Below are 19,645 nucleotides of genomic sequence, written 5' to 3'. Positions count from 1 at the left end.
CGGAAACAAGTTCCCAAAAATATTGAAAAAGAAACTGCCGGACGGGGCGTTATATAAGAAAGGTTCGACTCCTTTGGTTTTTACAAGACAATTTCAGTGATGGTGCTGGAGGGTTGGTTTTTAAACTGCTAACTATCTACTAAATACTGTTTACTGAGAAGAAGTTCATTGATTTATTGAATTGACAGCGCGTACGTTTTTCGCAAGAAAAACGATACAAATAATTTTAGAATTAAGACTAGATAAGTCGTCTTTGAGTACAGATTTTGATTGTTGTAATTATAATTAAGAAACAACGATGAAGAGTTTGATCCTGGCTCAGGATGAACGCTAGCGGCAGGCCTAACACATGCAAGTCGAGGGGTAACATAGAAAAGCTTGCTTTTCTGATGACGACCGGCGCACGGGTGAGTAACGCGTATACAACCTACCTTTTAGCGGGGAATAGCCCAGGGAAACTTGGATTAATGTCCCATAGTATGGAGGTCTCTCCTGAGATCATCATTAAACATTTATGGCTATTAGATGGGTATGCGTCCTATTAGTTAGTTGGTAAGGTAACGGCTTACCAAGGCAGCGATAGGTAGGGGTCCTGAGAGGGAGATCCCCCACACTGGTACTGAGACACGGACCAGACTCCTACGGGAGGCAGCAGTGAGGAATATTGGACAATGGGCGAGAGCCTGATCCAGCCATGCCGCGTGCAGGAAGACTGCCCTATGGGTTGTAAACTGCTTTTACAGAGGAAGAACCACTCCCACGTGTGGGAGTTTGACGGTACTCTGCGAATAAGGATCGGCTAACTCCGTGCCAGCAGCCGCGGTAATACGGAGGATCCGAGCGTTATCCGGAATCATTGGGTTTAAAGGGTCCGTAGGCGGGCAATTAAGTCAGTGGTGAAAGTCTTCCGCTCAACGGGAGAACTGCCATTGATACTGATTGTCTTGAGTTATTATGAAGTGGTTAGAATGAGTAGTGTAGCGGTGAAATGCATAGATATTACTCAGAATACCGATTGCGAAGGCAGATCACTAATAATACACTGACGCTGATGGACGAAAGCGTAGGTAGCGAACAGGATTAGATACCCTGGTAGTCTACGCCGTAAACGATGGTTACTAGCTGTTCGGCCCGATTAAGGGTTGAGTGGTTAAGCGAAAGTGATAAGTAACCCACCTGGGGAGTACGTTCGCAAGAATGAAACTCAAAGGAATTGACGGGGGCCCGCACAAGCGGTGGAGCATGTGGTTTAATTCGATGATACGCGAGGAACCTTACCAGGGCTTAAATGTAGTCTGACAGGACTGGAAACAGTTTTTTCTTCGGACAGATTACAAGGTGCTGCATGGTTGTCGTCAGCTCGTGCCGTGAGGTGTCAGGTTAAGTCCTATAACGAGCGCAACCCCTGTGGTTAGTTGCCAGCGAGTAATGTCGGGAACTCTAGCCAGACTGCCGGTGCAAACCGTGAGGAAGGTGGGGATGACGTCAAATCATCACGGCCCTTACGTCCTGGGCCACACACGTGCTACAATGGTAGGGACAGAGAGCAGCCACTTCGCGAGAAGGAGCGAATCTATAAACCCTATCACAGTTCGGATCGCAGTCTGCAACTCGACTGCGTGAAGCTGGAATCGCTAGTAATCGCATATCAGCCATGATGCGGTGAATACGTTCCCGGGCCTTGTACACACCGCCCGTCAAGCCATGGAAGCCGGGGGTACCTGAAGTCGGTCACCGCAAGGAGCCGCCTAGGGTAAAACTGGTAACTGGGGCTAAGTCGTAACAAGGTAGCCGTACCGGAAGGTGCGGCTGGAACACCTCCTTTCTAGAGCAACGCCTTTTAAGGCAATGCGCAATAATTAAAGGGAAGTTCTTAAAGCTCTTTTTTGGTCTTGATTCTAAGCTGTCGATTTAATTTAAAAAATTGTATAGTGTATGCTGTATAATGTATGTTGAAGAGGTTTTATTGAAAAAAACCTTATTCATAATACGATTTGCAATATATATTTAACAAGGGACAGTCTCATAGCTCAGCTGGTTAGAGCGCTACACTGATAATGTAGAGGTCGGCAGTTCGAGTCTGCCTGAGACTACAGCGCGCTAAAGCGCAGTTAAAGGTTAAAAGTTCAAAGTAATTTGAATTTGGGACAACAACGTTCATTACAAATTGAAAGGAAATTTTAGAAGTTGGGTAACCCAGTTTGCAGTAAGCAGGAGCAGTTAGCAGTAATAAAGACTGCCTACTGAATACTGAGACTGCCGACTAACAAATGGGGGATTAGCTCAGCTGGCTAGAGCGCCTGCCTTGCACGCAGGAGGTCATCGGTTCGACTCCGATATTCTCCACGATTCCTTAAGATCTAAGGGAGATAGGTAATTTAAACAATCAGGAAATGCGTAAAGCATATTCGTTTGCTTACCATCAATTTTAGATTGTTAGAGAGGAAAAAAGTTCATTGACATATTGAGAAACAAAGAATACGAGAAAACTACAGTTATAGGATGTAAATTTTATAACGAGGTAAATTAATTATATTAATAGAATACATTGTGATTTAAGGTCACGAGAAATTCGAGCATAAGCAAGAAGCATACAAGCTAGATAAGGGCGTATGGGGAATGCCTAGGCTCTCAGAGGCGAAGAAGGACGTGATAAGCTGCGAAAAGCTGCGGGGATTGGCACATACAAGTTGATCCGCAGATATCCGAATGGGGCAACCCACTATACTGAAGGTATAGTATCCGCAAGGAGGCAAACCCGGAGAACTGAAACATCTAAGTACCCGGAGGAAGAGAAAACAATAGTGATTGCGCTAGTAGCGGCGAGCGAACGTGCATTAGCCCAAACCATAAGGTTTACGGACCTTATGGGGTTGTAGGACCACAATATTTGTTACAAACAGAATTAGAACAAGTTGGAAAGCTTGGCCATAGACGGTGACAGCCCGGTATAGGTAATGGATGTAATGATAGTGGTATCCTGAGTAGTGCGGGGCACGTGAAACCCTGTATGAATCCGGCGGGACCATCCGCCAAGGCTAAATACTCCTGAGAGACCGATAGTGAACCAGTACCGTGAGGGAAAGGTGAAAAGAACCCTGAACAAGGGAGTGAAATAGATCCTGAAACCATACGCTTACAAGCGGTCGGAGCCCTTTGGGGTGACGGCGTGCCTTTTGCATAATGAGCCTACGAGTTACCGTTGCCAGCAAGGTTAAGCAGTTCAGCTGTGGAGCCGTAGCGAAAGCGAGTCTTAATAGGGCGATTTAAGTTGGTAATGGTAGACGCGAAACCGTGTGATCTACCCTTGGGCAGGTTGAAGCTGTGGTAACACATAGTGGAGGACCGAACCCGTTGACGTTGAAAAGTCTTGGGATGACCTGAGGGTAGGGGTGAAAGGCCAATCAAACTCGGAAATAGCTCGTACTCCCCGAAATGCATTTAGGTGCAGCGGTATAATAGTTTTATAGAGGTAGAGCTACTGATTGGATGCGGGGGCTTCACCGCCTACCAATTCCTGACAAACTCCGAATGCTATAAAATGTTTTATATCAGTGAGGGCATGGGTGCTAAGGTCCGTGTCCGAGAGGGAAAGAACCCAGACCATCAGCTAAGGTCCCCAAATGTATGTTAAGTTGAATAAACGCGGTTGGACTGCCCAGACAGCTAGGATGTTGGCTTGGAAGCAGCCATTCATTTAAAGAGTGCGTAACAGCTCACTAGTCGAGCGGTCCGGCATGGATAATAATCGGGCATAAACATACTACCGAAGCTATGGATTTCATATTTAGATATGGAGTGGTAGGGGAGCATTGTAACAGAGATGAAGGTGAGTCGTGAGGCTTTCTGGATTGGTTACAAAAGAAAATGTAGGCATAAGTAACGATAATGCAGGCGAGAAACCTGCACACCGAAAGACTAAGGTTTCCCCAGCTATGCTAATCAGCTGGGGGTTAGTCGGGACCTAAGGCGAACCCGAAGGGGGTAGTCGATGGACAACAGATTAATATTTCTGTACTTGCCCCACGTTAAAGCGGACGGAGGCGAAAAGTTGGTGCGTGCTGACGGAATAGCACGTTGAAGGGAGTGGTAACACCCCGATAGTACACAAAAGCTTCGGCTGGCGTGATAATCCAGCGGATCGACTTCCAAGAAAAGCGAGTGGATGCAACCCGTACCGTAAACCGACACAGGTAGTTGGGATGAGAATTCTAAGGTGCTCGAGAGATTCATGGCTAAGGAACTAGGCAAAATAGGCCCGTAACTTCGGGAGAAGGGTCGCCCCGCTTTTAGCGGGGCCGCAGTGAAGAGGTCCAGGCGACTGTTTATCAAAAACACAGGGCTCTGCTAAATCGAAAGATGATGTATAGGGCCTGACACCTGCCCGGTGCTGGAAGGTTAAGAGGAGATGTTAGCTTCGGCGAAGCATTGAATTGAAGCCCCAGTAAACGGCGGCCGTAACTATAACGGTCCTAAGGTAGCGAAATTCCTTGTCGGGTAAGTTCCGACCTGCACGAATGGTGCAACGATCTGGACACTGTCTCAGCCATGAGCTCGGTGAAATTGTAGTATCGGTGAAGATGCCGATTACCCGCTACGGGACGAAAAGACCCCGTGCACCTTTACTATAGCTTAGTATTGACTTTGGACAAGTGATGTGTAGGATAGGTGGGAGACTTTGAAGCGCCGTCGCCAGGCGGTGTGGAGTCATTGTTGAAATACCACCCTTTACTTGTTCGGAGCCTAACCTCACTTTGTGAGGGACAGTGCTTGGTGGGTAGTTTGACTGGGGTGGTCGCCTCCAAAAGAGTAACGGAGGCTTCTAAAGGTTCCCTCAGCACGCTTGGTAACCGTGCGTAGAGTGCAATGGCAAAAGGGAGCTTGACTGAGAGACATACAGGTCGATCAGGTACGAAAGTAGAGCATAGTGATCCGGTGACACCGCGTGGAAGGGTCATCGCTCAAAGGATAAAAGGTACGCCGGGGATAACAGGCTGATCTCCCCCAAGAGCTCACATCGACGGGGGGGTTTGGCACCTCGATGTCGGCTCGTCACATCCTGGGGCTGGAGAAGGTCCCAAGGGTTGGGCTGTTCGCCCATTAAAGTGGCACGCGAGCTGGGTTCAGAACGTCGTGAGACAGTTCGGTCTCTATCTGTAGTGGGCGTTAGAAATTTGAGTGGACCTGACTCTAGTACGAGAGGACCGAGTTGGACCAACCTCTGGTGCACCAGTTGTTCCGCCAGGAGCACTGCTGGGTAGCTACGTTGGGAAGGGATAAGCGCTGAAAGCATATAAGCGCGAAACCCACCACAAGATGAGATTTCTTTAAAGGACCGTGGGAGACGACCACGTTGATAGGCCATAGGTGTAAAGGCAGCAATGTCATAGCCGAGTGGTACTAATAATCCGTAAAGCTTGATGCGATTCCTGTTATCCTGCAAGGGATAACAGGAGCTTGAATGCTTGCCGCAGTTTTATTTTATTTTTTGTTTCTTTTAATATGTCAACTTATTAGAGTAGGCAGTTGTAAGTAAAAGAGTAAGCAGGAAAACCTGCGAACTTATAGACTGTAAACTGCATACTAAAGACTTAAGGTGGTTATGGCAACGGGGCTCACCTCTTTCCATTCCGAACAGAGAAGTTAAGCCCGTTAGCGCAGATGGTACTGCTATTTGTGGGAGAGTATGTCACCGCCTTTTTTTTAAAAGACCTTTACAGCAATGTAAAGGTCTTTTTTTTTGAGCTAATTTTTGGCGAAGGGGTATTAAAAATTTCTTCTTCATGTCTTTTCTACACTAAACACAACTTTCCTTTTTATTCTTTTAATTTTTCAAAAGCTGATAGATGTCAGGTTTACTTTCTTTTGGCGATTTCTAAAAAGCTCAATTCTTTTATTACCTTTATTTTTGCCTAACAATTTAGATACTATGAATAAAGGAATTTATATAGCTACATTAGAATCCCATAGCGGAAAGTCTATGATCTCATTAGGTTTAATGAGAACGCTTTTAGGAAAAATGGTTAAAGTTGGATATTTCAGGCCCGTCATTAATGATGTGCCGAAAGGTAAACGAGATAATCATATAGATACTGTATTAAGTTATTTTGATTTAAAAATACCATATGAGGATACTTTTGCTTTCACGCGTAGTGAAGTAATTCAGAAGCGAAACGAAGGTAAATCGGGCGAGATTATAGATACTATTATATCAAAATATAAGAAGCTTGAGAAAGAATTTGATTTTATACTTGTTGAAGGTAGTGATTTTTCAGGAGAGGGGAGTGTTTTTGAATTCGATGTAAATGTAGTAATTGCTAAAAACCTTGGTATTCCTGTTATAATAGTAGTTAGTGGTCAATTCAAAAACTGGGAAGAACTTTTAGGATATCAGCAAATGGCTTACCGGGCTTTTAAGGATAAGGAAGTTCAGGTTATTGGAATGGTAAGTAATAAAATTAAGCAAGAAAATCTTGAGCCTGCTAAAAAGAATATGAGGGCATTTTTACCGGAAGAAGTAGGCGTTTTTGCTATTCCTTTCGTAGATACTCTTAACAACCCTACTTTAAAAGAGATTGTCCAGGTATTGAATGGAAAGGTCTTATTTGGTCACGATTTTCTTGATAACCAAACAGGAAATTTTGGAGTAGGAGCTATGCAATTACGTAACTATCTTACAACCTTAAAAAATGAAAGTTTGGTAATTACTCCTGGGGATAGGGCCGATATTATTCTGGGGGCACTTCAGGCTAATATTTCCAGTAATTATCCGAGGATTTCAGGTATTATTTTAACCGGAGGATTGACTCCCGAAGATTCTATTTTAAAACTTATTGAAGGTCTATCGGAAATAGTTCCTATTATTTCAGTTAAAGAGGGAACCTTTGCGGTGACAAACATGGTGGGTGCTATAAAATCTAATATTTATGCCGATAGTATCCAAAAAATTCAAACCACCATTAGTATTTTTGAGCGTTATGTATCCTTTGATCCTTTAGTTGAAAAATTAATGAACTATAATCCGCAAGGAATAACACCAAGAATGTTTCAGTATGGTTTGGTGCAACGTGCCAGAGAAAGTAAAAAGCATATTGTGTTACCGGAAGGAACAGATGAGCGTATTCTTACTGCTGCTAAGCGTCTTATAGATATGAATCTGGTAGAACTCACTCTTCTTGGTGATGTTGATATCATTCACAAAACCGTTGCTAAAATTGGGTTGGATCTCGATTTTTCAAAAGTGAATATTATCGATCCTATTAACTCTCCAAATTTGCAAGATTATGCAAAGACTTTTTATGAATTGAGAAAACATAAAGGGGTGAATATGGATATGGCTAAAGATAGAATGTGTGATGTTTCTTATTATGGTACTATGATGATTTATAAAGGCGCTGCTGATGGGATGGTATCAGGGGCGGCACATACTACCCAACATACCATATTACCTGCCTTGCAGTTTATTAAAACCAAACCAAATGTTTCTGTAGTTTCTTCTGTATTTTTTATGTGCTTAGAAGATAGGGTATCAGTATTTGGTGACTGCGCAATTAATCCAAACCCTTCTGCCGAAGAACTGGCAGAGATTAGTATCTCTTCTGCCGAAAGTGCTTCTGCGTTTGGGATTGATCCAAAGATAGCTATGTTGTCCTACTCATCAGGATCTTCAGGAAAAGGTGCCGATGTTGATAGGGTAAGAGAAGCTACTGAAATTGTTAGAAAACGAAGACCTGATCTTAAAATAGAAGGGCCTATTCAGTATGATGCGGCAGTAGATATAAGTGTGGGGAAAAGCAAATTGCCGGAATCTGAAGTAGCCGGGCAGGCCAATGTTTTGATATTTCCTGATTTAAATACCGGAAATAATACTTATAAAGCCGTACAAAGAGAAACCGGTGCGCTGGCAATTGGGCCTATGCTTCAGGGATTAAATAAACCGGTAAACGATTTAAGTCGTGGATGTACCGTGGCTGATATATATAATACAGTAATTTTAACTGCCATACAGGCTCAAGGAATATAATTAGGCATGAAAAATATTTTAATTATAAATTCAGGAAGTTCGTCTTTAAAGTTTCAATTAATTCAGATGCCTGAAGAAAATGTATTGGCTTCAGGACTTGTGGAACGTATAGGTTTACAAGAAGCGAAACTTCATTTTAAAACCGGGAAGGATACAATTACAGAGGCTCTTCCGGTTAAAGATCATGCGGTAGCTTTAAAAGCGATTACCAATCTTTTAATGGATTCAGAAAAAGGAATTATTAAAAATGTGGATGACATTGCGGCTATTGGACATCGGGTGGTGCATGGAGGTGATAACTTTTCTAAAACCATCGTTATAAATAAAGAAGTAAAAACTAAAATAAAAGATTTTTTCTCTTTAGCTCCATTACATAACCCGGCTAATTTAAAAGGAATTGAGGTTGCAGAAGAACTGTTTCCTAATGCCAAGCAAGTTGCTGTTTTTGATACCGCTTTTCATAGATCTATACCCAGAAAGGCTGCGCAATATGCCATTCCTAATAATTTTTTTGAAAAAGATCATATTCAATTATACGGTTTTCATGGTACCAGTCATAAATATGTTACCGAGAAGGCCATTGGTTACTTAAAAAATAAACATTCAAAAATTATAAGTATTCATTTAGGAAATGGCTGTAGTATTACTGCTGTTAAAGATGGTAAAAGTGTGGACCATTCTTTGGGTTTTGCGCCAGTTAACGGGCTTATTATGGGCACCAGGAGCGGGGATATAGACCAATCTGTAATTTTTTATCTGGTTAATCAATTAGGATATTCCATAGATGAAGTAAGTGATATTTTGCATAAGAAAAGTGGGATGTATGGAATTACCGGGTATAGCGATTTAAGGGATATTGAAGAGCAGGCTGCAAAGGGAAATAAAAAGTGTCAATTAGCACTGGATATGAATGCTTACCGGATTAAAAAATATATTGGTGCTTACGCCGCTGCAATGAATGGGGTAGATGCCCTGGTATTTACAGCCGGAATTGGTGAAAATAGTGATGTAATTAGAAGTTTGGTTTGCAGTGAAATGGACTTCTTCGGAATTAAACTTGACGAAGGAAAAAATAAAGAGCGTAGCAAAAATATGAGAAGTATACAGGCTGATGATGCTACAGTTGAAATACTGGTTATACCAACAAATGAGGAATTAGAAATCGCGAAACAAGCCTATGAATTAGATATGCAGGTGTAGAATATTTAATTATTTAGATTAGATATTTACTTACTGTATTCAATTGGTTTTTTAAAGCTTTGGAAGAATGCTTATGGGATAAAAGCGTATTTCTTAAACTTCCATCGGTTAAAAGCTTTAAAGTATCTTTTAAATGTTTAATGAAGTAATTTTCTATTTCTGTACATATTCGACCTTTGTTTAAATTTGAAGTAGTATTTAATTTCTTCTGCATTTTAAGTACTTCCTTTTTGCACTTTATTAAAAGCTGGTCTAGGTATTCCTGATCTTTCGCTTCTAAGATATGTTTGTCTAAATCCTGTTTAAGCGTCTTTTTATGATTGTATAAAGATTTGAAAAGGCGCTTTAAATAAGGTTTTGTGGTGGTTAGAATAGCGTGTTTATAATACATAGCTGCTGTATAATTTGCTATGTAATAATTTTCAAGATGATCTACTTCCGAAGGTTTCCACAACATTTTTCTAAGTTTTAAAAAATTGAAAATTTTTTTAGAAATAGAGGGGATTTCTTATAAAAGTAACAAGAAAACTACAGGTTTAGCCGTTAAAGAACATTAAACAATTATTAAAAAATTATAATTTGACTGTATGTGGGCTTATTTCTATAGTTTTCAGAAATTATACTTGCGAAAGAAAGCCTGGAACCAAAAGATTCACAGGCTTTAAATTTAGCTTTCTTCTATTTTATTGGAGAGCTTTGTATAAGATTTCGGCTGCTTTAGCTGAAGAGGCAGGATTTTGACCGGTAATTATATTTTCGTCTTTTAATACGTTTACTTGCCAATCATCAGATTTAGAATAAATGCCTCCTTTTTCTTTTAGCATATCTTCTACTAAAAATGGAACTACATTTGTTAACTGAACAGCCTCTTCTTCAGTATTTGTAAAACCTGTTACTTTTTTTCCTTTCACTAGAGGGGTGCCGTCTACATTTTTTACATTTTTAAGCGCTGCCGGTGCGTGGCATACAAATGCAATTGGTTTTTCCTGCCTGTGAAATGCTTCTATCAAATTTATAGAAACTTTATCTTCTGCTAAATCCCATAGGGGACCGTGACCTCCCGGATAGAAAACTGCGTCAAAATCTTCAGCTTTTAGAGTTTCCAATCTAAGTGTATTCTCAATCACTTTTTGAGCCTTATTATCTTTATAAAAACGCCTGGTGTCTTCGGTTTGTGCATTTTCTGTTTCACTGTTAGGTTCAATAGGTGCCTTACCACCTTTTGGGGTAGCTACCGTTATCTCGGCTCCTTTGTCCAGTAATTTGTAATAAGGGGCCGCAAACTCTTCTACCCAAAATCCTGTTTTTTCTCCGGTATCTCCCAGTTTGTCATGAGAGGTTAATACAAATAGTACCTTCATATCTTTAACTTTATAGTTTAACTACCATTTTTCCTTTATTCTTACCGTCAAAAAGATCCAGGAAGGCTTGTGGTATATTTTCAAATCCTTCTTTAATGGTTTCGGTGTAAGTTAATTTTCCTTCATTTAGCCACTGTGCTAGTTGTTTGATAGCAGCTGGGTGCTTCTCTTCATAATCGAAGACTACAAACCCCTGCATAGACGAACTTTTTTTAACCAAAAATGGCTGAACACTAATGCTTTTTGGGAGTTCGGTATTATTATATTGAGAAATGGCACCGCAATTAACCGTTCTGGAAAATTTATTAATATTAAAGAGAACAGCTTCAGATATTTCACCTCCTACATTATCAAAATACACATCTACACCATCCGGGCAGGCCTGGCCAATGGCCTCGCTCATGTTTTTGGTCATGTTGTAATTGATTCCTTCATCGAAACCAAATTTAGATTTTAGTAATGCTATTTTTTCATCTGTACCGGCAATTCCTACCACTCTTAGACCTAAAATCTTACCAATTTGTCCTACAACGCTGCCTACTGCACCGGCAGCGCCAGATACCAGCAGTGTTTCTCCCGCTTTGGGTTTTCCTATCTCTGTTAAGCCTAGATAAGCGGTCATACCCGTCATACCAAGAATTCCCAAATAGGCTGAAAGTGGAGCCATATTTTCATCTACTTTCATAAGTCCTTTGGCTTTAGCAACTTGCTTCTCTTTCCAGGCTAATGCACCTAATACATGATCTCCTTTATGAAAGTTTTCTGCTTTAGATTCCAGGACTTCGGCAACAATTCCGGATTCTATGGGTTTATCTACTTCAAACGGGGCAATATATGATGGAGCGTCGCTCATTCTTCCTCTTAAATATGGGTCTACTGATACATATTCAGATTTTAATAATACTTCGCCTTCCTTTAATTCCGGAATTTCTGTGCTTGTAAATTCAAAATCGTTTAAACCAGGTTTCCCTGTAGGTCTGTTTTTTAAGTTTATTGTTCTTGTTGTACTCATAATTTTCTTTTTTTTATTACACTTTAATACTATTCCAGGCCATTTCGTAAGCCTCCTCTATGTTTTCTCTAGTCAGTTTAAAGATGGCACGTTCCTGCATATTCATAAAAAAAGCAATAGGATAAATACTGAAGGCATATAACATGTAAGGGGAAACAGGTTTGATAATTCCTTCTTTTTGCCCCCTTTCCAGAAGATCTAATAATGGCTGAAGGTGTTTTAAACCCTCCTGCCTGCTTGGCTCATCTATAATGGGAGTGTTATCGCATTGAGATAAAAACATAGCTTCTTCAAATTCTTTTAATTTAAATTCAGCAATATTCTTCCAGATATTCTTAAACCCTTCTTTTACCGTTAAATCTTCTTTATAATCTCTAAAAGCAAATTCGCTAAAAGCAGCTTTTACTTCAATATAAACCTGATTAACCAAATCTTGTTTGTTCTTAAAATATAGGTAAATAGTTCCCGGAGAAACTTCTGCCATCTTCGCAATTTTAGACATAGGAGTTGCGTGAAAGCCATTATTATTTACAAGCCTTATGGTAGCTTTTACAAGCGCATCTCTTTTTTGCTGACTTTTTGGAAGTGTATTCATTTCATTTTAGATTCTATGCAAAACTATGAAAAATGAACGTTCATTCATTTTAAAAAATATGATTTAGCGTTTATTTAACTTCAATTCTTAAATTCATAAAAAACACCGGTTAAAATGCACGTCATTTTAACCGGTGTTTAGCTTGGAAAAGAAATGTTATTTTTTCAAAAAAGATATGAAGTGTCTTGAAGGACTAATTTTTAAGGTTTTTATAATTGGTCAATAAATTCTGAAAAAACCTTTTTATGATGTTCCAGGTCTAAATTGGGAGACACTGAAACCCGGGCAATATAATCTTTATCGGCTTCTTTAGTAGTGCCTTGAGTAGAAGTAGCCGGAATAGTCCAGTAACAACCTTTTAACTGGCCATAACTTACACAATATTTACTTTCATCAGGAATTTGAGTAATCATCATATTTATAAGCTTTTGGTTTAAAGCTCTTTTGTAAGTTTCTTTTTCTGCTTCTGTATTGCCCTTGGTAGGTAGGTCTAACGAAAATACAGATGGTGTAAAACCTTCCTTCGCCAAAGCTTCTGAAACAAAGTTGATTTTGGCCGTAGGCAACTTTTCTTCAATATAGGAGACAAATTCACGGGTGTTTTTGTAGGCATCTGCTATCCGCTGGTTCATAGAGGGCAATTGTTCGGCTAATATTTTAATTTGAAGATCTGTGGCTTCATTATCACATAGCTGAAGGTGCTTCGCTATTAAAGGCATTAGAAATTCAGCTTTTTCGTTAGCAACACAATAGCCGGCCGTGCATTTTCCTCCACTTGGGAATTTAGAACCACTAACGTAAGAGATGGTTTTAATGCTAGCGAGTATGCCGTCTTTACTTAGAAACTGAACGTTGGGGCAAAATGTTTGATCCAGAATAAAAACCGGTTCAATCGCAATTTTATTCAATGCAGTTTTTCGGGGTTTGCTCAAAACAGTTCTTAGGTCTTCCAGGTCTGGAACTTCAACTCTTGGATTAGTTGGAATTTCAGCAATAATAAAGGGTATACCTCCTTCCTGGGCAACTTTTGTTAACACCTGGTCTACGCTCTTAACCATGTTATTACCACCATCTACCGGGAGGTCTAAAACTTCAACATTTTTAACACAGGCAGCTACCCGTCTTGCCTGGTCGTTGGTGCCACCATAGCAATTTGGAGGGACAATAATTTTAATATCCTTACCCGGGTAATTTTTCAGAGCATTATCAATAAGCCCCATCATAATCGCATACTGAATAGAGAGCCCACAAGACCCAAGCTGCACATTTGAATTGGTAGCGGTAATTTTATGAATTGAATTTACAACACTGGTTTTATCATTTTGTACCTGGCTATTTTTTTTAAGCGAAAACGAGGAATCAACAAGTTTTTGTAGGGCATAAAAAGAATTTTGGGGTGTCATGGCAATAGTTTCTCTTCGCCGTACATGTTGGATTTCTGACACGTAATCTTCATGCTGCTCGTTATTTGCCAATAGAAGGCTTCCCAGAGGAGGTTGAAGACTTATTAAAAAGTCGATTTTTGGATGAAGTTCAAATGTATTTATCTCATCTTTTTGAGAAATAAAAATAGTACTGCCATTAAAATCGGAAATATGATCCGGGCTTTTAACTTGTTTTACTTCAAAATCATAGCCGTAGACACGACGTATTGTTTCAAAATCAAAAAAGCCTGGTAACTCTCCTGAATAGTTAATTTGCGTGTTTTTGTTATCGATAAAGTTTTTTCTTAGCACTGCGAGAACGGGTATTGTTCTAGAAGCAAAACTGATTACACTTTCTGGTTTTAACCCATTTAATTGCGCTACTGCCCATTCCAGAACAGAGGATAATGGATGTCCCAGTCTAATATAATCGAAAGCAGTGGGTAGTTTGCTAAGTGCTTCAATTTCAGAATTATTATTTTTATAAAGCCCTTCAAATTCGTTTAAAAATTCGGTTTTTGCGAGGTCTTCATTATAAATATCCAATCGGTGGGTGGTAAGTTTCAGCCAGTCGCCAGGAATATTTTTTAATACATTCTCAATAAATCCAATCAGTTTATTTTCTTCCATCGTCTTTTCATTTTAAAGAACCCGAAAGTAAAGATTTATTAGGTTTATTGAAAATGAGTAAGACAGATGTTTTAATACTTTTATGGCAAAAGGCTTAGGAAATGAAATTTTAAACTGAACTATTTAAGGATCTTTTTAGAACAAGCCTGTTTGAAAAGGTTTTAAAACTACTTTTTCGAAGAATATATATGGCTTATTGATTTTTTATTGGCACTGCCAAAGGGTGTAATACCTCGGGGTAGTTTACTTAAAGGTCTTGAGCAATAAACCTCGGATTGAGTAAAATTTAAATAATAATGTAATGAGGTAAACTTATGAAGACGATCTTTATAGCTAGCTTATATTACTGCTAATCCTTATTTAAATAAAAGTTGTTTCCTAACCTTGTTGAATAATCGACCACTTTTTTAATTACCGTATTTTTATCATTTTTTCTCCAGTTAATATAAAGATCAATATTTTCATTTATATCAATAAAAGTTACATTTTCGCTTTTAGCAAATTTAAACGAGTAGGGGAGGATAGAAATTCCCATACCCCTGGATACCAAAGTTAAAATCATACCACCAAAATCAGATTCCAGCGTTTGATTAGGCTCAAAATCATATTTCTGAAAAATATTTCTTAAGGTAGAGGCAAAAAAAGTAGTATGATGTAATCCTGATATGATGAACTTTTCATCTTGCAGGGATTTAAAGTTTATAGTTTCGGATTTTGTTGTCCAATGATTATTTGGAACAACCAAATAAATAGGCTCTGTGTATAATTTTAAAGAGGAAATGCCATAATTTAAAATTTTATCTCTGCTAAAGGAGATGTCTATTTGATAACTTAATAGTAATTTCTCGTGATTTTGATCGGTTGGTTCTGTAAGTTCAATTTTTAAATCGGGTAAATTATGGTCTATTGTTTTTAGTAAATCGGGTAGAAATTTAAAGGCAATAGACCCTGGATATGCTATAGAAATGGCACCGGAGACACCTTCGTCAATTTTTTTCGCCTGTCTGTGAATTCGGTTGAAGTCATCTATTATTAGGCTCCAATGCTTCTCGAGGAACAAACCGGCATCTGTTAAAGCCACATTTCTCTTGTTTCTTTCAAATAGTTTAATTCCTATTTCTTCTTCTAAAGATTGAATATTCCTGCTTAAAGAAGACTGTGAGATATTAAGCTTTTCTGATGTATGCCAAAAATGTAATTCATTAGCTAATTCTAGAAAATATTGTATTTGTTGTAAAGTCATTATTAATGCGTTTTTAGCATTACTCAATCAAAAATAAGTATTTTTTAGTGATTTTTAATTCAGTTGCTTTGTGGCCTGTTTTAAAATATTAAAAAGAAGTAGACACATGGTACCAGATAACTTTGCAGCCTTTATAGTTACCGCAGGGATTTTTATCATGACACCGGGTATAGACACTATGTTTGTTTTAAATAAATCTATAGCCAACGGAAAGAAATCTGGAATTTATGCCACTTTAGGCGTGAATACCGGGATCCTTATTCATACCTTTTTTGCTGCGTTGGGCTTTACTGTTCTAATTGCCAAATCGGCTTTGATGTTTGCAATCGTGAAATATGCGGGAGTTGTTTATCTTATTTACTTGGGATTTTTACAGTTGAAGAAGAAGCAGGATTTATTTGCAGATGCAGCAAAACCTGAAGGCAGGAATAGCAAAAAAAATGACTTTTTTTCTGGATTGTTTACAAATACATTAAATCCAAAAGTTGCATTATTCTTTTTAGCATTTTTTCCGCAATTTATAGCTCCGACGCAAATTGAAGATCCACTTCCTTTTATTTTACTGGGAGTTACATATGCCATTTTGGGAGTGGCCTGGTTTTCTATAATTACGTTATTTGCCAGTATATTTTCTCAAAAAGTTAAAGCTAAACCCATTGCAGGTTTATGGCTCACAAAATTTAGCGGATTCATTTTTATAATTATGGCTATTAAAATTGCCTTTACTTAGTTCTATTAGCTTTTTTAGTTAATTACTTATTTTTACCGTGATTTTACCAAAAAATATGATTGATTAACTTAGATTTAAAATTTTATAAAAGAACAGCGATACGTCATCTTATTGTCTTTAGTAGACACATAGACTAAAAATAGCAAGGAGAGACAAAAGTTTATGCTATTTAATTTTTTTCGATTTAAAAGGAGTTTTTAATAAATCGACAATCCTTACTACCGGTGCAACGATGACTCCTACTAAAAGTGCACTAACGGTTAGTAGTGCTGACGCTTTACTGTTAAACTTTTTAGTATTAGTTATCGATGAAATTGTTTTTTCCCATTTCCCATTTTTGTATATAAATCCATTTAAATACATTCGGCCTTCCTTCACGGCAAATTCATATGTATAAAAATTATGTCCATAGTCGTGCCGCCATACAATTCCATTCTTTTGAACCTTTCCAGGGATTAAGATCTTTTCTCCATTACCAACTTTTTTATTGTTAATTTTAAACAATTCATCTCCTGCAGTTATTTCATTATAAAATTCGATATACTCTTTTCTTACAATTAAATTCTTAAATTTTAGTTCTTTAAATGTGGGTTCTCTTTTTATATCTTCTAATAGCATTTTCGAATTTTCAGTTGTTAACTCAATTTTGTCTTTACATTACATATTTCTACCAAAGACAACAATTGTTTTAAAAGTTAAATTTAAAGTCTTAAAATTGTTTATAAAGGTTTGAGATTATCGCAAGTTGGGGGAGTAAGGGGCACGGATTTATCGGCTTAGTGTTGGTTTGTTGGTCAAGTTAATTATTTTCTTTCCGACGCTGGCGCTTATTGGCGATTAACCGTTTTGTTGACAATATTTAATTTTGAATTGCGTACATAAATGATAAATTATCTCTTTCTTCTTTAGCAATTTTTTGAATTGTAGCAATTAACAAACATTCTGCGGTGAGCATAACATCAAATAATTCCTCACTGAATTTTTCATAACTTTCTATAGCATCAGCGGTATGGAAATAACTTGGAAAATTTTTATTCCCATGAATAAAACTTGATCTAAAGTCATACATTTTTGTAAGTCTTTTTTTGAAATGTTGAATTTCTCCTAAATAAAGTTGAGCTTTTTCCTTGATTTGTTGGCTTATACCCTCTTTTCCTCTAACATATATTGCTTCAATTCCAACCATAGCCCAAAAAATCTTATTAATTCCTTCAGAATTTTCATATAAATAGGAAAATGCATTAAAAGCTCTACTTATTGAAGAACCACTAAGTTCTTCAATAAGTAGTGGATTTTGTACACGTAAATACCAATTCCAGGTTTTTCTAATTTCCAAATTTTCAAAATTTGGCCATTTCTTTTCCATTGAATACTCAAATAATTCACTTGTGTATAATTTCATACTCCTTAACCGATCAAAACCATAACTTGTTTTGATAAATCCCATTCCATATGAAAAACCGCCAACTCGACAAATATTTAAAATCATTTGTAAATCATAAAACCTCCTTTTAACCTCGTTTGGAAGTAATTCTTTTTCAAAAAAATCATTCGAATTTATATTGAAATCTTTTTCAATATCCTCATAAAGTTTTCATCATATTCTATTTTGATTCTAAACCTATAAATGACCTCATCACGCATATAAACTTTATGATGTTTCCATAACTCTTTAATCAACTTAGGAACTCTAACATATTCCTTTACCTCTAGGATTGATGATTTGGTATCGAAGATCTTTAAATCTAATTTTCCTAAATTTGTAAGAGCTCTTTGAGATCTTAAAAATTCTTTTTTTAATTCTTCGGAATCTATTCTTAGTGGTTTCAGAATGGATTGATAAATATCAAATTCTACTATCATTTATTAAATTGTCTAGTCCTGAAATATGGCTACAGGTTTATAATTGATTTATGCTGTTAATTTATATACCATATTAGGTGTTTTATAGTCTAAAGATAAATGTAATCTTATTTCATTGTATAAATTAATGGCATTTTTTGTGGCCCGCTTTGCGTGTTGTGGCTATCAAAGGTGTGGTCGAGATAGAACTCGTCTTTTAAGATGCCATTTACACGTTCAGCTACAGCATTTTCATAGTAATGATTTTCTTCTGTCATACTGATATCTATGTTTTTTCTTTTGAGTATTTGTGTATACACATTGCTGCAGTTGATCATCCCCCAAAAATTAGGACAGTAAGTTAAGTTCAAAAATAACCTTAATTTTACTGTATTATGACACGAAGAAAATTTACCTCAAAGTTTAAAACGAAAGTAGTTCTTGAAGCCTTGAAAGAGCGTCAAACGGTCAAGGAACTAGCACAAAAATTTGAGATTACTCCACAACAGATCAATACCTGGAAACGCAATTTCCTAAATGAGGCCGATACTGTTTTTTCAAAAGGGGAAAAATCAAAAAAATCAGAAGAAGAGGAAAAGAAAGACCAACTTCTTAAGGTGATTGGGGAGCTTAAAGTGGAGAATGATTTTTTAAAAAACGCCTTGCGATAAAACCTTTAGAAGAGCGTCGAACAATGATATGCAAGGGTCATTCCAAGCTCAGCCTCCAGCAGCAATGCAAGCTATTGCACATCCACCGCAGTGGAATCTATTATAGACCTCGTGGAGAAAGTAAACTTAATTTAGAACTGATGCGCCTGATGGATGAACATTATACCCATCATCCTTTTAAAGGTGCCAGGAGAATGCATACCTGGCTTACCCTGGATAAAGGGTATAAAGTCAATAAAAAGCGTATTGAACGTCTCTATTCCCGGATTATGGGACTCAGAGCTATTATGCCCGGGAAACATACCTCCAGGCGAAACAAAGAACATAAGGTGTATCCTTATTTATTGCGGAATCTTACAGTAGACCGTCCCAATCAGGTCTGGGCGATCGATATTACTTACATTCCTATGCGAAAAGGTTTTATGTATCTGGTAGCCATCATAGACCTGCATAGTCGCTATGTTCTTAACTGGTCTGTGTCCAATTCAATGGATGCCCAGTGGTGTAAAGAAACTTTAGAAGAAGCTATTGAAATCCATGGGACTCCTGAGATCATTAATACCGATCAGGGAAGCCAGTTTACTTCAGAGATCTTTACCCACAGGGTACTATCTAAAAATATTAAACTCAGTATGGATGGAAAAGGAAGAGCTATCGATAATGTATTTATAGAAAGGCTTTGGAGAAGTGTGAAGTACGAAAGTATTTATTTAAATCCTCCAGAATCTGGAGTAGATCTGTACCAACAACTCAATACCTATTTTAAATTTTACAACCACCAAAGAAGGCACCAGGGAATAGAAAATGAAATACCTTATAACCGATATTTAAACCAAAAAAGAAAGGCTGCTTGATAAATGAAAAATAGAACTTAATTTAGCAGCAAAGCTGTCCTAACAAATGGGGGTACTTTA

General features: G+C 37.9%; 15 protein-coding genes, 2 tRNA genes and 3 rRNA genes. 10 read left to right on the top strand and 10 right to left on the bottom strand.

Features of this window, described 5'->3' with window-relative positions; all coding sequences use genetic code 11:
* The first annotated feature begins 295 nt into the window (after positions 1 to 295).
* From I6U49_RS16090 to I6U49_RS16060, 7 genes are all read left to right on the top strand, one after another.
* Positions 296 to 1,825 (top strand): 16S ribosomal RNA (locus I6U49_RS16090).
* A gap of 194 nt (positions 1,826 to 2,019) precedes the next feature.
* A tRNA-Ile gene (locus I6U49_RS16085) sits at positions 2,020 to 2,093 on the top strand.
* A gap of 179 nt (positions 2,094 to 2,272) precedes the next feature.
* Positions 2,273 to 2,346, top strand: a tRNA-Ala gene (locus I6U49_RS16080).
* 244 nt (positions 2,347 to 2,590) lie between these two features.
* Positions 2,591 to 5,425: ribosomal RNA gene (locus I6U49_RS16075) — 23S ribosomal RNA — on the top strand.
* Positions 5,426 to 5,592: 167 nt separating this feature from the next.
* Positions 5,593 to 5,701: ribosomal RNA gene (gene rrf / locus I6U49_RS16070) — 5S ribosomal RNA — on the top strand.
* The 16S, 23S and 5S rRNA genes sit together here with 2 tRNA genes alongside, the layout of an rRNA operon.
* Before the next feature lie 228 nt (positions 5,702 to 5,929).
* On the top strand, positions 5,930 to 8,023 hold the full coding sequence (gene pta, locus I6U49_RS16065; RefSeq protein ID WP_198629601.1) for a phosphate acetyltransferase: 2,094 nt from the start codon (positions 5,930 to 5,932) through the stop codon (positions 8,021 to 8,023).
* A gap of 6 nt (positions 8,024 to 8,029) precedes the next feature.
* Positions 8,030 to 9,223, top strand: coding sequence for an acetate/propionate family kinase (locus I6U49_RS16060; protein WP_198629600.1), 1,194 nt, complete (start codon positions 8,030 to 8,032; stop codon positions 9,221 to 9,223).
* 13 nt (positions 9,224 to 9,236) lie between these two features.
* Here I6U49_RS16060 and I6U49_RS16055 read toward each other — a convergent pair whose 3' ends face one another.
* The 6 genes from I6U49_RS16055 to I6U49_RS16030 all read right to left on the bottom strand — a co-directional run bounded on the left by I6U49_RS16055 (position 9,237) and on the right by I6U49_RS16030 (position 15,488).
* The gene (locus tag I6U49_RS16055; protein ID WP_193712377.1) at positions 9,237 to 9,680 is read right to left on the bottom strand and encodes a hypothetical protein; all 444 of its coding nucleotides are present in this window, start codon (positions 9,678 to 9,680) and stop codon (positions 9,237 to 9,239) included.
* Between the two features lie 226 nt (positions 9,681 to 9,906).
* Positions 9,907 to 10,584, bottom strand: a complete 678-nt coding sequence (locus I6U49_RS16050) for a type 1 glutamine amidotransferase domain-containing protein (RefSeq protein WP_198629599.1) — start codon at positions 10,582 to 10,584, stop codon at positions 9,907 to 9,909.
* A 10-nt stretch (positions 10,585 to 10,594) separates the two neighbouring features.
* The gene (locus I6U49_RS16045; RefSeq protein WP_198629598.1) at positions 10,595 to 11,596 is read right to left on the bottom strand and encodes an NADP-dependent oxidoreductase; all 1,002 of its coding nucleotides are present in this window, start codon (positions 11,594 to 11,596) and stop codon (positions 10,595 to 10,597) included.
* Positions 11,597 to 11,612: 16 nt separating this feature from the next.
* Complete coding sequence (locus I6U49_RS16040) at positions 11,613 to 12,191, bottom strand: TetR/AcrR family transcriptional regulator (protein WP_198629597.1); 579 nt, start codon at positions 12,189 to 12,191, stop codon at positions 11,613 to 11,615.
* A 209-nt stretch (positions 12,192 to 12,400) separates the two neighbouring features.
* Complete coding sequence (locus tag I6U49_RS16035; RefSeq protein WP_198629596.1) at positions 12,401 to 14,245, bottom strand: PLP-dependent aminotransferase family protein; 1,845 nt, start codon at positions 14,243 to 14,245, stop codon at positions 12,401 to 12,403.
* A gap of 349 nt (positions 14,246 to 14,594) precedes the next feature.
* Positions 14,595 to 15,488 carry a LysR substrate-binding domain-containing protein gene (locus I6U49_RS16030; protein WP_198629595.1) on the bottom strand — a complete coding sequence of 298 codons (894 nt, stop codon included), beginning with the start codon at positions 15,486 to 15,488 and terminating at the stop codon, positions 14,595 to 14,597.
* 106 nt (positions 15,489 to 15,594) lie between these two features.
* On the opposite strand from I6U49_RS16030, the gene I6U49_RS16025 reads away from it, so the two are divergent.
* Positions 15,595 to 16,218: a LysE family translocator gene (locus tag I6U49_RS16025; RefSeq protein WP_198629594.1), complete on the top strand. Its 624-nt coding sequence runs from the start codon at positions 15,595 to 15,597 to the stop codon at positions 16,216 to 16,218.
* 165 nt (positions 16,219 to 16,383) lie between these two features.
* Here the strand turns inward: I6U49_RS16025 and I6U49_RS16020 are convergent, their stop codons facing one another.
* The 4 genes from I6U49_RS16020 to I6U49_RS16005 form a co-directional block, all read right to left on the bottom strand.
* Positions 16,384 to 16,836 carry a hypothetical protein gene (locus I6U49_RS16020; RefSeq protein ID WP_198629593.1) on the bottom strand — a complete coding sequence of 151 codons (453 nt, stop codon included), beginning with the start codon at positions 16,834 to 16,836 and terminating at the stop codon, positions 16,384 to 16,386.
* A 241-nt stretch (positions 16,837 to 17,077) separates the two neighbouring features.
* On the bottom strand, positions 17,078 to 17,707 hold the full coding sequence (locus I6U49_RS16015) for a HEPN domain-containing protein (protein ID WP_198629592.1): 630 nt from the start codon (positions 17,705 to 17,707) through the stop codon (positions 17,078 to 17,080).
* Positions 17,708 to 17,775: 68 nt separating this feature from the next.
* On the bottom strand, positions 17,776 to 18,081 hold the full coding sequence (locus tag I6U49_RS16010) for a hypothetical protein (protein ID WP_198629591.1): 306 nt from the start codon (positions 18,079 to 18,081) through the stop codon (positions 17,776 to 17,778).
* 107 nt (positions 18,082 to 18,188) lie between these two features.
* Entirely contained in the window at positions 18,189 to 18,398 is a 210-nt protein-coding gene (locus tag I6U49_RS16005; protein ID WP_198629590.1) for a hypothetical protein, read from the bottom strand.
* A gap of 57 nt (positions 18,399 to 18,455) precedes the next feature.
* Here I6U49_RS16005 and I6U49_RS16000 point away from each other — a divergent pair, with 57 nt between their 5' ends.
* Positions 18,456 to 18,731 carry a transposase gene (locus tag I6U49_RS16000; RefSeq protein WP_198627104.1) on the top strand — a complete coding sequence of 92 codons (276 nt, stop codon included), beginning with the start codon at positions 18,456 to 18,458 and terminating at the stop codon, positions 18,729 to 18,731.
* A complete protein-coding gene (locus I6U49_RS15995; RefSeq protein ID WP_317191834.1) occupies positions 18,728 to 19,585 on the top strand; it encodes an IS3 family transposase in 858 nt (285 codons plus the stop codon). Before I6U49_RS16000 ends, I6U49_RS15995 begins: the two co-directional genes overlap by 4 nt.
* Positions 19,586 to 19,645 lie beyond the last annotated feature (60 nt).

This window comes from Salegentibacter maritimus, assembly GCF_016236915.1.
Taxonomy (GTDB): domain Bacteria; phylum Bacteroidota; class Bacteroidia; order Flavobacteriales; family Flavobacteriaceae; genus Salegentibacter; species Salegentibacter maritimus.
The sequence above is the reverse complement of the archived record's forward strand: the minus strand, read 5'-3'. Positions and strand labels throughout refer to the sequence as shown.

What these genes read in the sequence shown, in the direction of transcription:
- pta (WP_198629601.1), top strand. Translation starts at nt 5,930, where the DNA reads ATGAATAAAGGAATTTATATAGCTACATTAGAATCCCATAGCGGAAAG.
- I6U49_RS16060 (WP_198629600.1), top strand. Translation starts at nt 8,030, where the DNA reads ATGAAAAATATTTTAATTATAAATTCAGGAAGTTCGTCTTTAAAGTTT.
- I6U49_RS16055 (WP_193712377.1), bottom strand. Translation starts at nt 9,680, where the DNA reads ATGTTGTGGAAACCTTCGGAAGTAGATCATCTTGAAAATTATTACATA.
- I6U49_RS16050 (WP_198629599.1), bottom strand. Translation starts at nt 10,584, where the DNA reads ATGAAGGTACTATTTGTATTAACCTCTCATGACAAACTGGGAGATACC.
- I6U49_RS16045 (WP_198629598.1), bottom strand. Translation starts at nt 11,596, where the DNA reads ATGAGTACAACAAGAACAATAAACTTAAAAAACAGACCTACAGGGAAA.
- I6U49_RS16040 (WP_198629597.1), bottom strand. Translation starts at nt 12,191, where the DNA reads ATGAATACACTTCCAAAAAGTCAGCAAAAAAGAGATGCGCTTGTAAAA.
- I6U49_RS16035 (WP_198629596.1), bottom strand. Translation starts at nt 14,245, where the DNA reads ATGGAAGAAAATAAACTGATTGGATTTATTGAGAATGTATTAAAAAAT.
- I6U49_RS16030 (WP_198629595.1), bottom strand. Translation starts at nt 15,488, where the DNA reads ATGACTTTACAACAAATACAATATTTTCTAGAATTAGCTAATGAATTA.
- I6U49_RS16025 (WP_198629594.1), top strand. Translation starts at nt 15,595, where the DNA reads ATGGTACCAGATAACTTTGCAGCCTTTATAGTTACCGCAGGGATTTTT.
- I6U49_RS16020 (WP_198629593.1), bottom strand. Translation starts at nt 16,836, where the DNA reads ATGCTATTAGAAGATATAAAAAGAGAACCCACATTTAAAGAACTAAAA.
- I6U49_RS16015 (WP_198629592.1), bottom strand. Translation starts at nt 17,707, where the DNA reads ATGATTTTAAATATTTGTCGAGTTGGCGGTTTTTCATATGGAATGGGA.
- I6U49_RS16010 (WP_198629591.1), bottom strand. Translation starts at nt 18,081, where the DNA reads ATGATAGTAGAATTTGATATTTATCAATCCATTCTGAAACCACTAAGA.
- I6U49_RS16005 (WP_198629590.1), bottom strand. Translation starts at nt 18,398, where the DNA reads ATGATCAACTGCAGCAATGTGTATACACAAATACTCAAAAGAAAAAAC.
- I6U49_RS16000 (WP_198627104.1), top strand. Translation starts at nt 18,456, where the DNA reads ATGACACGAAGAAAATTTACCTCAAAGTTTAAAACGAAAGTAGTTCTT.